The organism is Afipia massiliensis (assembly GCF_014203115.1).
Taxonomy (GTDB): Bacteria; Pseudomonadota; Alphaproteobacteria; order Rhizobiales; family Xanthobacteraceae; genus Afipia; species Afipia massiliensis.
Window position 1 is genome coordinate 518,509 of the sequence record NZ_JACHIJ010000002.1, and the last position, 13,698, is coordinate 532,206.

Sequence of the window (13,698 nt, forward strand, 5' to 3'; positions counted from 1 at the left end):
GCTCTAGTATCAGATTGATACCTGGACACTAATGGTGACCTTTGATAAACGCACAAGAAGGCACATTTTCTGAACCCGAGCACAGCCGTGACACCCGAGCACACCGATGTAACCGCCCCGCCCGACCATCATCTGCCAGGCAATTGCCTCGCGGTGGGGTCCATCCTGTCGCGCATCGGCGACAAATGGAGCGTGCTGATCATCATGCTGCTCAGCGACGGCCCGCGCCGCTTCAATGAGATCAAGCGCATGGTGGGTGGCATCTCGCAGCGGATGCTGACGCTGACGCTCAGAGGATTGGAGCGCGACGGCCTCGTCACGCGAACGATCTTTCCGACCATTCCTCCGCGTGTGGATTACGAACTCACAGAGCTGGGCCACTCACTCAAGGAACCGGTGCAGCACCTCGGCTCATGGGCATTCGCACATCTGGCGAAGATCCAGACCGCGCGCGAACGCTTCGATAAAAAGACCGGCGGCCAGTAACCGCGATCAGCCCAGTGCGAAGTCGATCAGCAGCTTCACGTTGAGCGTCACGACGACAGCGGCGATCAGCGCGGCGGCGGCGGTCAGCCAGCGGGGTGCTACGAATTCGCCCATCTTCGCCTTGCTCGCCGTGAACATCACCAGTGGGATGATCGCGAAGGGCAACTGCAAACTCAAGATCACCTGACTGAAGATCAGAAGCTGCGCGGTTCCCTTTTCGCCGTACCACAGCGTCACTAGCGCCGCCGGAATGATCGCCACCATGCGCGTGGTCAGCCGCCGCAGCCACGGCGCGAGGCGGATGTTGATGAAGCCTTCCATCACGATCTGGCCCGACAGCGTTGCCGTCACCGTCGAACTCAGGCCGCAGCACAACAGCGCGATAGCAAACAGCGTCGGCGCCAGTGTCGATCCCAGCAGCGGCGCCAGAAACGAGTGCACCTGCTCCAGTTCGGCGACATCGGTCTTGCCTGCCTTGTAGAAGGTCGATGCCGCAAGAATGAGGATCGATGCATTGATCAGCAGCGCAAGGCACAGCGCGATCGTGGAGTCGATGGTCGCAAGCTTGATCGCTTCCTTCTTCTCCGGAACGCTGTCGCCGTAGGCGCGCGTCTGCACCAGGCCCGAGTGCAGATACAGATTGTGCGGCATCACCGTCGCGCCGAGGATGCCGAGCGCGAGATACAACATGTCGCGGTTGGCGACAATCTGCGTTGTCGGCGCGAAGCCCCGGATCACTTCGCCCCAGTTCGGATCGGCCATCGCGATCTGAATTGCGAAGCATGCGGAAATGATTCCGAGCATGCCGACGATGAAGGCTTCGATCCATCGGAAGCCGATCGCCTGCAGCGCGAGAATGAGAAACACATCCAGAGCCGTAACGATGACACCGATCTCGAGCGGAATACCGAACAGCAGATTGAGCCCGATGGCGGTGCCGATGATTTCCGCGAGATCCGTCGCCGCGATTGCAATTTCGGCCAGCAGCCATAGCGGCCATGCCAAGGCTTTCGGGAACGCATCGCGGCAGGCTTGGGCAAGGTCCCGGCCCGATCCGACGCCGAGCCGTGCGCACAGCGCCTGCAGGATGATCGCCATGATGTTGGAAATCAGCGCAACCGCGAGCAGCGCGTAACCGAACTTGGAACCGCCAGCGAGCGACGTCGCCCAGTTGCCCGGGTCCATGTAGCCCGTGGCGACCAGATAGCCCGGCCCCATGAAGGCTGCGAGCTTGCGCCAGAACGAGCCGGTCTTGGCTACCCGGACGGAGGCGAACATTCCGGTGAGCGAAGGCTCGCCGCGCGGCTTCCGCCACCCGCCCGGAACAGGCAGGGCAGCGGCCTGGTCAGGCGGCAATGACGGAGAACGTGCGTCCATATCGCCAATATGCACGGCTTTGCAGCTAGTTGCAAGTGAGTTGCAACAGCAGTTGCCCGCCTACGCGCCCGTCTCGAAATCTCCCGGCTGCGGCGGCGCAATCGGTGTGAACTGGCAGCGGTCCGGCTTGAGATCGACCAGCGGCGTGCCGTCGAGGCAATCGAGCCCGCGCACCAGAACGGTGTTGCCTTCGATGCCGACGAGTTTGGCGACGGAAGTGCCGAGCGGATTGGGCCGCACCGGCGACCTCAAGGCGAACGTTCCGTGCGTGTTGGTATCGCTCGCCGGACTTTGCAGAACGAGATCGCGGCGCGACTCGTGCAGCCAGTAGATCACCTCGACCTGCGTGAACCGGTCGAGTCCTTTCAGCGCCGGCACCCACGGCTCGAATATCTCGATCCTGCAAATGGGGCCATCGTGACGGCCCTGTCGCGGCGTCATCAGCCTGTCGGTCCATGGCGTGTGGATGCGGCCAATGAAAACGAGGCCGGCATCGGTCGGCGCCGGCGGATCGACGGCGACTTCGCCGTCGCGGATTTCATTGTAGCGGACCATTTACGTAGACCTCGCACCAAGAACTTTCGCGAGGAATGTATCGCTATCGAAAGCATCCGCAACAGCGGCAGCGCTTTACTCGATCACCTTGCCGAACTTGTTCGACTTCGGGAAACCATGCGCCAGACGGCCGGCGTCCGCGCGGTTGCCGCGCCAGTCGGCGAGTTCTTTCCACGTCGAACCCTGATCGCGGCCCGCCGAATCCTTCCAGGTCATGCCGTCCTTCGCGGTGAACGTCATCACATCCGACAGCTTGCCGCCGCTGTACTTCTGCAAGCGCACGCCGCGTCCCCGCGCCATCTCCGGCACCTGCTCCAGCGGGAAGATCACCATTTTGTGGTTGGTGCCGATCACCGCGACGGTGTCACCGCTTACGGTCGTGAGCGCCACCGCCTCGTTGGGCGCGGTGACATTCAGAACCTGCTTGCCCTTGCGGGTGTTGGCGATGCAATCGTCCTCGTTGACGACAAAGCCCTGCCCGTCGCTGCTGGCCACGAGGAATTTCCGGCCGCTCTTTTGCACAAACATCGACACGATGTTGGCATCGCCTTCCATGTCGATGGTCATGCGGATCGGATCGCCATGACCACGCCCACCCGGCAGCTTCTGCGCGTCGAGCGTATAGAAGCGGCCGTTGGTCGCAAACAACGTCAGCTTGGACGTGCTCTCGGCGAAGAACGAGAAGCCCATGCTGTCATCGGTCTTGAAGGCAAGGTTCGACAGATCCTCGACATGCCCCTTCATCGTACGCACCCAGCCCTTGTCGGAGACAACGACTGTGATCGGCTCGCGCTCGATCAGCGCTTCCTCGATCGCGGCGAGATCATGCTCGGGCGCGTCGGCGAATTGCGTGCGCCGCTTGCCGAGCGGCGTCTTGGGACCGAAGGTGTCGCGCACCTTCTTCACCTGTTCGCCGACCTTCTTCCACTGCTCGTCTTCCGACGCAACAAGGGCCTTGAGGTCCTTCAGTTCGGCCCGCAGTGCCTTGTCCTCGCCGCGGATCTCCATTTCCTCGAGCTTGCGCAGGTTGCGCAGGCGCATGTTGAGAATGGAGTCAGCCTGAAGGTCGGTCAGCTTGAAGGTCTTGATCAGCACCGGCTTCGGCTCATCCTCGGTGCGGATGATCTTGATCACCTTGTCGAGGTTCAGGTAGGCGATCAGGTAACCGCCGAGCACCTCGAGGCGATGCTCGATCTGGTTCTTGCGATAGTTCGCCCGCCGCACCAGCACGTCGCGCAGGTGGTCGAGCCATTCGCGCAGGCACTCGGCGAGACCGAGCACCTTCGGCACCCGGCCTTTCACCAGCACGTTGAGGTTCAGCGAAATCTTGCTTTCAAGCTCGGTCTGCTTGAACAGCGTTTCCATCAGTACTTCTGGATCGACGTTGCGCGACTTCGGCTCGATGACGATTCGCACGTCTTCCGCCGACTCGTCGCGAACGTCGCCGACCAGCAGCAGTTTCTTCTCGTTGAGAAGTTCAGCGATGCGCTCGATCAGCCGCGACTTCTGCACCAGCCACGGAATTTCCGTGATGACGATATTCCAGGTGCCGCGCGCGCCCTCTTCCTGGGCCCACTTCGCGCGGACGCGAAACGAACCACGCCCTGTCGCATAGGCCTCGGCTATGCTCTCGTGGGAATCCACCACAATGCCGCCGGTCGGAAAGTCCGGACCCTTCACATATTTCAGCAGGCCGCGCGACTTGGTGGCGGGCTTGTCGATCAGATGCAGCGCCGCGTCGCAGAGCTCCGCCGCGTTGTGCGGCGGGATCGAGGTCGCCATGCCGACAGCGATGCCCTGAGAGCCATTCGCCAACAAATTCGGAAACGCACCGGGGAGAACGATCGGCTCTTTCGACTGCCCGTCGTAGTTGGCGCGGAATTCGACCGCGTCCTCGTCGATGCCTTCCAGCAGAAGCCGCCCGACTTCCGTCATGCGCGCTTCGGTATATCGGTAGGCCGCCGGGTTATCGCCGTCGATATTGCCGAAGTTGCCTTGGCCGTCCACCAGCGGATAGCGCGAGGAGAAATCCTGCGCGAGGCGCACCAGCGCGTCGTAGATCGACTGGTCGCCGTGCGGATGGAACGAGCCCATCACGTCGCCGACGATTTTGGCGGATTTCTTGAACGGCGTACCGGGGTCGAGCCGCAGCAACCGCATACCGTACAGGATGCGGCGGTGAACCGGCTTCAAGCCGTCGCGCGCATCCGGCAGCGCGCGGTGCATGATGGTCGAGAGCGCATAGGCGAGATAGCGCTCCTCGAGCGCCTCGCGGAGTGCGACCTCCTGAATCTCCATCGGCTCCGGTGGAATCAGTCTTTTACCCATGGAAAGGGGTTAACTCCGCTGCGCGCGATGAACAATAGATGAATTAGACGGTCACTCGCCGTTCGTAATTCTTCTGCCACATTGCTGCGTTCTGCCCGTGGGCGTTTATAGATCGCCCAGCGGTCCATAACACCGGCCCAGGCCGGGTACAGTGCCCGACGGCAAAGTGCCGGAGGGCTTCAAGGAAGGAAAAAAGAATGCGTCGATTCATTATCGCAGTTGCGGCACTGGCCGCGTTGACCGGGGCCGTGTCGTTGGGCGGCAGCCGCGCCGAGGCCATGAGCCTCCCTGCCCCGCTGGCTGGCGTCACGCAGCAGACCGAAGAAGTCCGCCTTGTCTGCACCACACGAAGGGTCGGCCACCGCTGGGTCAAGTCCTGCCGCGACGTACGCCCGCATTACCACCGGCGCCATCATCACCATCATCGGCACCATCATCGGCACCATCACCGGCACCACCGCCCTCATCATCACCATCATCGGTAATGATTCAAGGAGCAGGCCGGACAATGTCCGGCCTGCTTTCTATTCGGCGACGGCCCTCGCCCGTGGCCGTATCACCGCTGCGATAAAGCCGTCCCGCGCATCCGAATGACCCTGCCCGCGCGGCTCCAGCACATTGCGCAGCAGGAACAGCCCGGTCAGCCGAAACCCGTCCTCGATGTCCTGCCCGGACCAGCCGTTGGTCCCGTCGTCGCTCTCGCGCAGGAATGGCGGCAACCGTAGCAGCCGATCGCGCCACGGCTCGCCCGCCTGCCGCGAAACCGCGGCACCCGATTTCGGCGAGACGTAAATCAGGTCGTTCATCGCTCCGCTCGCCGCGCAGGATGACAAATCGAGGCCGAAGCCAAGTTCGGTCAGCATCGCGAGTTCGAACCTCACCAGTTGCACGCCGGCCGTGGCGACGTCATCGAAATCGTCGAGAATGGATTCCAGCATCTCATAGATGTCTTCGTGCGGATCGCGCTCGGGCAGTAGCCGCACCAGCGACCCCAGATGCGTCACGCCGTAGACCGCATGCGAGGATCCGAACATCGTCGCGGCGCGCAGCCGCACGCCTTCAAGAGTGTAGTATCCGAGGTGCTCGTCGAGACGGGCGCGCCAGACCGCACTCACGGTATTTCCGGGCTGCAGCAGCGGACGCATTCGCGAGCCGGAACCACCGCGCACCAGCCCGAGATGGCGACCATGGCTGCGCGTCAGCAGTTCGACTATGGCGCTGGATTCGCCATGCCGCCGCACGCCCAGGACAATACCCTCGTCGGTCCATTCCATGGCCGGAGCTTACAGGATTCTGCGCACGTTCGCAGCGACATCGGCCGGGAAAGTGAGGTCACACAGGTTGCCGGAACCAGTCCCGGGCATCGCCGGTGAAAGAGAAATACAGGCCGAAAGCCGTCAATGCCGTCGAGATCACGTCCACGAAGGTGCTGAACTGCATGCCGGCTTCACCCACCGTGGTGACGATGGAGGCGACAGACAGCATCAGCGCCACAAGCAGGACCGTCCGCGCCCATTTCTTGCGCCGGTGCGCGGCGAGCCAGACGAGTTGCACAAATCCCAGCGTCATCATGACTGCGATGAAATTGACTGCCAGCTTCGTCGACTCGGTGACGTCATCCGGGATGCGATCCAGAAACGCAGCGGAGAGCACGTCGATGAGCAGCGACAGATACAACAGCACCTGGAAGTAGAAGATGTTTTTGGGAACGCTGGCGCCGGGATCGTTGATCATTCCTTGGGAAACTCCAGACCCATCTCGCGGTAACGCTCCGGATCGTCGCCCCAGCCATCCCTGACCTTCACAAACAGGAACAGATGCACCGGTTGGCCGACAATCTCCGCGATCTCCTTGCGCGAATCCGCGCCGATGGCCTTGATCGTCGCCCCGCCCTTGCCGAGCACGATCTTGCGCTGGCTATCGCGCTCCACATAGATCGTCTGCTCGATCCGCACCGACTTGTCCTTGCGGTCGGTCCATGAGTCGGTTTCGACCGTGGACTGATACGGCAGTTCCTGATGCAGGTGGCGGTAGATTTTCTCGCGCGTGATTTCAGCCGCGAGATGCCGCAGCGGCGCGTCCGACATCTGATCTTCTGGATAATGGAAAGGCCCTGCGGGCACGTCCTTCGCCAGTGCACGGCGCAGGTCGTCAACGCCGTCGCCGGACATCGCGGAAATCATGAACGTCTGATCGAAGGTTAGCCGCTCATTGGCTTTCATCGCGAGCGTCAGCAGCTTCTCGCGCGGAACAAGATCGATCTTGTTCAGCACCAGAATCTTCGGGTGATTGACGGACGCGAGCTTCGTGAAGATGGCGTCGGCTTCCTCGTCGATGCCGGCGCGGGCGTCGAGCAGCACGCAGACGAGGTCAGCGTCGTGCGCCCCGCTCCACGCGGTGGACACCATGGCGCGGTCGAGCCGCCGTTTGGGCGTGAAGATACCCGGCGTGTCGACCAGAATGATCTGTGCATTGTCCTCGATCACGATGCCGCGGATCAGCGCGCGCGTAGTCTGCACCTTCTTCGAGACGATGGTGACCTTCGAGCCGACCAGCGCATTGACCAGCGTCGACTTGCCGACGTTCGGCGCACCGATCAGCGCGACGAAGCCGCAGCGAGTCTCGCGGGTTGAATTATCTTGCAGTTCGTCAGGCATCGTTGCCGCCCGTTACGCCTTCCCGCTTCAGCAGCGCTGTCGCTGCGAGCTTTTCGGCGGCGCGCTTGCTGCCGCCGACACCTTCCGCCGGGGTTAGTCCCGGCAACTCGACCGCCACGCGAAACTGCGGATCATGATGCGGCCCGGTACGCTGGACCTCGCGATAAACCGGCGTCGGCAATCCCTTGCCTTGCGCCCATTCCTGCAAGATCGTTTTCGGATCGCGCAGCGGACGCACCGGCTTGCGCATCCGCTCGGTCCAGTTGCGTTCCACGAATTGGGACGCCGCCGCGTAACCGCCGTCGAGAAACACCGCGCCGATCACCGCTTCGCAGATGTCGCCCAGCACCGAATTGCGCAACCGCGCTCCGGCGCCCGCGCCCACCGACCCGAGTTTGATGGCCTCGTCCAGCCCGAGCGACTTGGCGACATCGGCGCAGGCTTCACGGCGCACCAGGTCGGCGAGACGCTTCGACAATTCGCCCTCGTCGGCCTTCGGAAACGCCCGATAGAGCATATCCGAAACAATGAGGCCGAGCACGTGATCGCCGAGAAATTCCAGCCGCTGATAGCTGTCGGCACGGCGCGCGGACTTCAGCGCCGAGACGTGGGTGAACGCCGTCGCCAGCAGCGCGGGATCAGCGAAGATGTGGCCGATGCGCTGCTCGACGACCTTGGCCGCCGCCTTCGCACTCGGGCGGCGAGTCTTCTTGGCAGGCTTGACCTCTGCGACACCAGCGGTCGCGGCGTCGTCAGTCGTTTCGGGAGTTTTGACGATTGCGGGTTCGCCGCTCATCGCACAATGGAGAAAATGCGATTCCAGCGCACCGAAACCGGCCAGCGCCAGAACTGCCAGGCCTGTTCGCCTTCGGCAATGGAGAAGAAGATCATCTGCGCGCGGCCGATCAGATTTTCGGACGGCACATAACCCACCGCCGACAGGACACGGCTGTCGGTGGAGTTGTCGCGGTTGTCGCCCATCATGAAGAAGTGGCCGGGCGGCACGGTGTAGACGTTGGTGTTGTCGTAGAAGCCGTTATCGACGCAATCGAGCGACTTGTAGCTCACGCCGTTCGGCAGCGTTTCCTTCCACTGCTTGACCCGCGCCGTTGCGTCAGAGCCGCAAGGGTCCTCGCCGACGAAATCCGGCAGCCGTTCGCGCTGCACCGGCTTGTCATTGATGTAGAGCAGCCCCTCCTTCATCTGGACGCGGTCGCCGGGGAGCCCGATGACGCGCTTGATGTAGTCGGTGGTGTCGTCCTTCGGCAAACGGAACACGACGATGTCGCCGCGATCAGGATCGGAGCCGAAAATGCGGCCGGTGAACAGCCGGGGCGACAGCGGGATCGAATAGTGGCTGTAGCCGTAAGAGTATTTCGAAACGAACAGATAGTCGCCGACCAGCAGCGTCGCCTTCATCGATCCGGACGGAATGTTGAAGGGCTGAAACAGGAAGGTGCGGATCACCAGCGCGATGATGAGCGCGTGAATGACGACGCGGACGGTCTCGCCGACGCCGCCTTCGGATTTGGCCGGTGCTGTCACGCTCATCTGCTCTTTCGAATCCTGATTTTTCATGCCTCGGAACTGGACCTTTGATGCCCACCAGAGGCGAAGACGCCGCCCAAATCACCCGCGCGGGTTTTAGACCGTTGTCGCAAGGGGTGCAATCAACGGGCTCATGAAAACTTGCTAATTGTCTGACAGTTCAGTGAATTTTAGATTTTCAGGCGGTCGGGAACCGGGTTTTAGCGCCGATCAGGCTTTCGCCGCCGGAACGGCCGAAATGATGACGAACGCCTGGGCCAACGGCCAGTCATCAGTAATGGTGAGGTCAATCCGCGCCTCATGGCCCGGCGGGATCAGGGATTCCAGCCGCGCCAGCGCGCCGCCGGTCAGTTTCATGGTCGGGCGGCCGCCCGGCATGTTGACCACGCCCATGTCCCGCCACCACACCCCGCGCCGGATGCCAGTGCCGAGCGCCTTCGAGCAGGCTTCCTTGGCTGCGAATCGCTTGGCGTACGTTGCCCAGATCAATTTGGGCATCTTGGAGCGGCGTTCGGCCTTGGCCCGCTCCGCCTCGGTGAAAATTCGATCGATAAACCGGTCGCCGTGGCGCCCGATCACCTTTTCGATCCGAGTGATGTCGATAATGTCCGACCCGATGCCGATGATCATGGCCTAGTGTCCTGAATCCGAAGTTCGCCTCATTTTGCGGCACCTTCCTTAGCGAACTTCGGATTCGAAAGGACACTAGAAAATAAGATTCGAGTGTGGCTTTGGTTCGCAAGTCCGCGTCGAAGCATGCGACAATGACAGCGCGGACTTGCGAACTGCCACACTAGCGATGACCCCGAAGCGATTTCCGGCCACGATCCATCGCCGCGCGCATGTCGCGAATGGTCTGCGCCAGACCGACGAACATCGCCTCGCCCATCATGAAATGCCCGATGTTGAGTTCGACGATCTGCGGCAGCGCCGAGATGGTTTCCGCCGTCACGTAATCGAGACCGTGTCCGGCATGAACTTCAAGCCCGGCGGACTGCGCAAGCTTCGCGCCGGCGACAATGCGCTGCCATTCAGCCTCGGCCTTTTGCTTTTGTCCCTCGACCACAGCATCGCACCACGCGCCGACGTGAATCTCGATCACCGGCGATTTCAGTTTTGCCGCCATCTCGATCTGGGCCGGATCGGCGGCGATAAACAGCGAGACGCGGATTCCGGCGTCACCCAGGCGCGCAATGAAGGGACCGAGTGCGTCGCGTTGCCCGACGACATCCAGCCCGCCCTCGGTGGTGACCTCAGTGCGCCGCTCCGGCACGAGGCAGACCGCATGCGGCTTGGTCGCGAGTGCGATTTGCAGCATCTCGGCGGTTGCGGCCATCTCGAAGTTCAGCGGCTTGGAGATTTCGGCTTTCAGCCGCGCCATGTCGTCGTCGCGAATATGACGGCGGTCTTCGCGCAGATGCGCGGTGATGCCGTCGGCACCCGCTTCGATGGCTAGCAGCGCTGCACGCACCGGGTCCGGTGCACGGCCTCCACGCGCGTTGCGCAAGGTCGCAACGTGATCGACATTAACCCCGAGACGCAGCGGCGGAATAGCTGGCATGGACAATCCAAAGAACGATGAGATTAGCCGTTGATGCGATCGACGCTGGCGACAACCGCCTTGGCGCGAAGCTGAGCGATGATACCGTTCAAATGCTTCAGGTCATAGACCTCAAGATCGATGGTGAGCTCTGTGAAATCCGGTGAGCGGCGGCTCATGCTGATGTTGTCGATATTGCCGTCATGTTCGGCGATCACCGACGCCACCTGGGCGAGGCTGCCCGGTTCGTTCACGTTCTGCACATGCAGGCGTGCCGGAAAACGCCGCGGCGCGGCTTCGTCGGTATCCCAGCGGACATCGAGCCAGCGTTCGGGTTCCTCCTCGAAATCCTTCAGCGCCGGGGACTGGATCGGATAGATCGTGATCCCCTCGCCCGGCGTGACAATGCCGACGATACGGTCGCCCGGCACGGCGCCGCCGTTCGGTGCGAACTTCACCGGCAGATCGCTGTTGATGCCGCGGATCGGTATCGCGCTCGACGCCTTGGCGTCGCCCACAGGCTTCGGCTTTGCAGCGCCGCTCTTTTTGCCGCTGAGCCGCGCTTCTTCCTTGTAGTCCGGGTACATCGCACGTGCGACGTCCGATGCCTTCATCTCACCGCGCCCGACTGCCGCCATGACGTCATCGATGGAGGAGCGCGCCAGCCGCGGCAACGCACCCTTCAACTTGTCGTCGGCATAGACGATCTTCGCGCGCATGAACAAGCGCTCGACAATTCGCCGCCCAAGTCCTGCATACTGATCGCGAACGGCCGTGCGGGTGGCGCGGCGGATCGCGGCTCGCGCCTTGCCGGTGACCGCAAGGGACTCCCACGCCGTCGGCGGGGCCGACTGCGCCTGTGAGGTCAGCACCTCGACCTCGTCGCCGTTCTGCAATTCGGATGACAGTGGCGCGAACTTGCCGTTGATCTTACAGCCGACCGCGCTGTTGCCGACGTCGGTATGCACGGCATAGGCGAAGTCGATCACGTTGGCATGGCGCGGCAGCGCGATCAGCTTGCCCTTCGGCGTGAAGCAGAACACCTGATCGTGGAACAGTTCCATCTTGGTGTGTTCGAGGAATTCCTCCGGATTGGCGCTTTCCGAAAGAACTTCAACCGTGTGCCGCAGCCACGCGAACGCATTGGATTCGCGCTCGAGCCGCTCGGTGGGCGAGCCGACGCCGTCCTTGTAGAAGGCATGCGCGGCGATGCCGTATTCGTTGACGCGATCCATTTCCTCGGTGCGAATCTGCAGTTCGACACGCTGCTTTCCGGGGCCGATCACCGTGGTGTGGATCGAGCGGTAATCGTTCTGCTTCGGCGTCGAGATGTAGTCCTTGAACCGTCCAGGCACCACCGGCCAGGTCGTATGCACGATGCCGACAGTCCGATAGACCTCCGCAATGCTGTTGACGACGATGCGAAATCCGAAAATGTCGGACAACTGCTCGAAGCCAACGGATTTGCGCTCCATCTTCACCCAGATCGAGAATGGCTGCTTCCGCCGGCCTCTCACGTGCGCGTTGACGCCGTTCTTGGTGAGCTTGGCGGACAGTTGCGCTTCGATCTCACCGATCATGTTGCGGTCGCGTGCTTCAAGCGCATCCAGCCGCTGCACAACCACAGCATGCGCATCGGGATCGATCACCTTGAACGACAGGTCCTCGAGCTCTTCGCGCATTTCCTGCATACCCATGCGGCCCGCGAGCGGCGCATAGATATCGAGCGTCTCTTCCGCGATCCGGTGTCGCGAGGCCGGCGGCACGAATTCCAGCGTCCGCATGTTGTGCAGCCGGTCGGCGAGCTTGACGAGCAGAACGCGCACGTCGTCGGCGATCGCGAGCAGCAGCTTGCGCAGATTTTCGGCCTGCTTGGCTTCGCGCGAGACCAGCTCGAGCCGCTTCAGCTTGGTCAGCCCCTCCACCAGCGCGCCGATCTCCTGACCAAACATCTGGTCGATCTCGGAGCGGGTCGATTCGGTATCCTCGATCGTGTCGTGAAGCAGCGCAGCGACAATGGTCGCGTCATCCAGCTTCAGGTCGGTGAGGATCGCCGCAACCTCGAGCGGGTGGGAAAAATACGGGTCGCCAGAGGCGCGCTTCTGCTCCCCGTGGGCCATCATGGCGTAGACGTAAGCTCTGTTGAGCAAGTCCTCGTCGGTGTTCGGATTGTAGGCCCGGACCCGGTCCACCAGGTCGTATTGGCGCATCATTTTGGTCCGGACCGGCTTCTTGGCCGGTACAGCCGCCGCTGGGGACACAGACGGAACCGCCGCGACCGCTTCGGTCGCCGCCTGCATTTGGGGCTGGTTTTGCCGCCCGATCGCCATCCGCTTGCTCGCCTCGACTGCCGATTCCGAAAAAGGAACCGTCATTCACAATATCGCCGGTTCGTCGGTAATCGCAAGGAAGACGCTAAAAATGTCAATAAATGCAAAGGCCCGGACGATCCGCCCGGGCCTTTGAGAAAAACGGCGTTCGAGCGCCGGAAAGTCAGTCCGAAAGACGGGCTTATTCGTCTTCCTCGGGTTGCTCCTCGGGCGGAGCAAGGCCTTCCAGGCCCTTCAGAAGCTCTTCTTCCGTCATGCGCTCGACGGCAACTTCGGTGTCGTCGGCGTCCACGGAGGCTCCTGCGGAGCCGATCAGAGGTACCGTATCGGGTTCCGGCTCATCGACTTCGACGAATTTCTGCAGGGAATGAACGAGTTCCTCGCGCAAATCCTCTGGAGAAATGGTCGTGTCAGCAATTTCGCGTAGCGAAACGACTGGATTCTTGTCATTATCGCGGTCGATGGTCAGGGGCGACCCTGAAGAAATCATCCGCGCACGGTGCGCGGCCAGCAGTACGAGGTCGAAGCGGTTGTCGACCTTATCGATACAATCTTCAACAGTGACGCGCGCCATCGGCTGTCGCTCCGGGTCTGGGTCAGAAAATATGTCGCTATGCGCGCTAGGTATAGCGACCCGGGCCTTTCCGCAAGCATCAATTTCGAAAAGGCACGTAAAATGGCCGTTTCGGATGACCCCTGCGGAAGCATGGCTGAGGGTCAATTAGTCCCATGGACAAGAATTCGCTTCATTGCTTCATCAGAAATGCTTCGCGGTGCGGCGCCACCACCGCAAACAATATTTCTGACCTTTATCTTCTCTAAACTCTCTGGCGAATAACAACTGAAATTGAATGGGAATGCGCGGTGATGGATACGC

14 protein-coding genes are annotated in these 13,698 nt (G+C 61.8%); 1 reads left to right on the plus strand and 13 read right to left on the minus strand.

All coding sequences use genetic code 11. From position 1 onward, the window contains the following. Positions 1 to 87 precede the first annotated feature (87 nt). Positions 88 to 486 (plus strand): winged helix-turn-helix transcriptional regulator, encoded by a 399-nt coding sequence (locus HNQ36_RS07295; RefSeq protein WP_184083470.1) that lies wholly within the window; start codon positions 88 to 90, stop codon positions 484 to 486. 6 nt (positions 487 to 492) lie between these two features. On the opposite strand, the gene HNQ36_RS07300 is transcribed toward HNQ36_RS07295, so the two are convergent. The 13 genes from HNQ36_RS07300 to rpoZ form a co-directional block, all read right to left on the minus strand. Beyond that, positions 493 to 1,863, minus strand: coding sequence for an Nramp family divalent metal transporter (locus HNQ36_RS07300; RefSeq protein WP_184083472.1), 1,371 nt, complete (start codon positions 1,861 to 1,863; stop codon positions 493 to 495). Between the two features lie 60 nt (positions 1,864 to 1,923). Then, positions 1,924 to 2,418, minus strand: coding sequence for a tRNA (N6-threonylcarbamoyladenosine(37)-N6)-methyltransferase TrmO (gene tsaA / locus HNQ36_RS07305; protein ID WP_184083474.1), 495 nt, complete (start codon positions 2,416 to 2,418; stop codon positions 1,924 to 1,926). A 75-nt stretch (positions 2,419 to 2,493) separates the two neighbouring features. Then, positions 2,494 to 4,746, minus strand: coding sequence for a DNA topoisomerase IV subunit A (gene parC, locus HNQ36_RS07310; RefSeq protein ID WP_184083476.1), 2,253 nt, complete (start codon positions 4,744 to 4,746; stop codon positions 2,494 to 2,496). Between the two features lie 179 nt (positions 4,747 to 4,925). Further along, positions 4,926 to 5,255, minus strand: coding sequence for a hypothetical protein (locus HNQ36_RS07315; protein ID WP_184083478.1), 330 nt, complete (start codon positions 5,253 to 5,255; stop codon positions 4,926 to 4,928). Positions 5,256 to 5,270: 15 nt separating this feature from the next. After that, positions 5,271 to 6,020 carry a DNA repair protein RecO gene (gene recO / locus HNQ36_RS07320; RefSeq protein WP_184083480.1) on the minus strand — a complete coding sequence of 250 codons (750 nt, stop codon included), beginning with the start codon at positions 6,018 to 6,020 and terminating at the stop codon, positions 5,271 to 5,273. 58 nt (positions 6,021 to 6,078) lie between these two features. Then, positions 6,079 to 6,480 carry a hypothetical protein gene (locus tag HNQ36_RS07325; RefSeq protein ID WP_184083482.1) on the minus strand — a complete coding sequence of 134 codons (402 nt, stop codon included), beginning with the start codon at positions 6,478 to 6,480 and terminating at the stop codon, positions 6,079 to 6,081. Continuing rightward, positions 6,477 to 7,403 carry a GTPase Era gene (gene era / locus HNQ36_RS07330; protein WP_184083484.1) on the minus strand — a complete coding sequence of 309 codons (927 nt, stop codon included), beginning with the start codon at positions 7,401 to 7,403 and terminating at the stop codon, positions 6,477 to 6,479. Before era ends, HNQ36_RS07325 begins: the two co-directional genes overlap by 4 nt. Further along, positions 7,396 to 8,199, minus strand: a complete 804-nt coding sequence (rnc, locus tag HNQ36_RS07335) for a ribonuclease III (RefSeq protein ID WP_184083486.1) — start codon at positions 8,197 to 8,199, stop codon at positions 7,396 to 7,398. The genes era and rnc overlap by 8 nt, the downstream gene beginning before the upstream one ends. Beyond that, positions 8,196 to 8,954: a signal peptidase I gene (gene lepB / locus HNQ36_RS07340; RefSeq protein ID WP_184083488.1), complete on the minus strand. Its 759-nt coding sequence runs from the start codon at positions 8,952 to 8,954 to the stop codon at positions 8,196 to 8,198. Before lepB ends, rnc begins: the two co-directional genes overlap by 4 nt. Before the next feature lie 207 nt (positions 8,955 to 9,161). After that, entirely contained in the window at positions 9,162 to 9,581 is a 420-nt protein-coding gene (gene acpS, locus HNQ36_RS07345; protein ID WP_184083490.1) for a holo-ACP synthase, read from the minus strand. 163 nt (positions 9,582 to 9,744) lie between these two features. Further along, positions 9,745 to 10,512, minus strand: a complete 768-nt coding sequence (locus tag HNQ36_RS07350; protein WP_184083492.1) for a pyridoxine 5'-phosphate synthase — start codon at positions 10,510 to 10,512, stop codon at positions 9,745 to 9,747. A gap of 23 nt (positions 10,513 to 10,535) precedes the next feature. Then, entirely contained in the window at positions 10,536 to 12,791 is a 2,256-nt protein-coding gene (locus HNQ36_RS07355) for a RelA/SpoT family protein (protein ID WP_430641357.1), read from the minus strand. Positions 12,792 to 13,002: 211 nt separating this feature from the next. Continuing rightward, the gene (rpoZ, locus tag HNQ36_RS07360; RefSeq protein WP_006020886.1) at positions 13,003 to 13,395 is read right to left on the minus strand and encodes a DNA-directed RNA polymerase subunit omega; all 393 of its coding nucleotides are present in this window, start codon (positions 13,393 to 13,395) and stop codon (positions 13,003 to 13,005) included. Positions 13,396 to 13,698 lie beyond the last annotated feature (303 nt).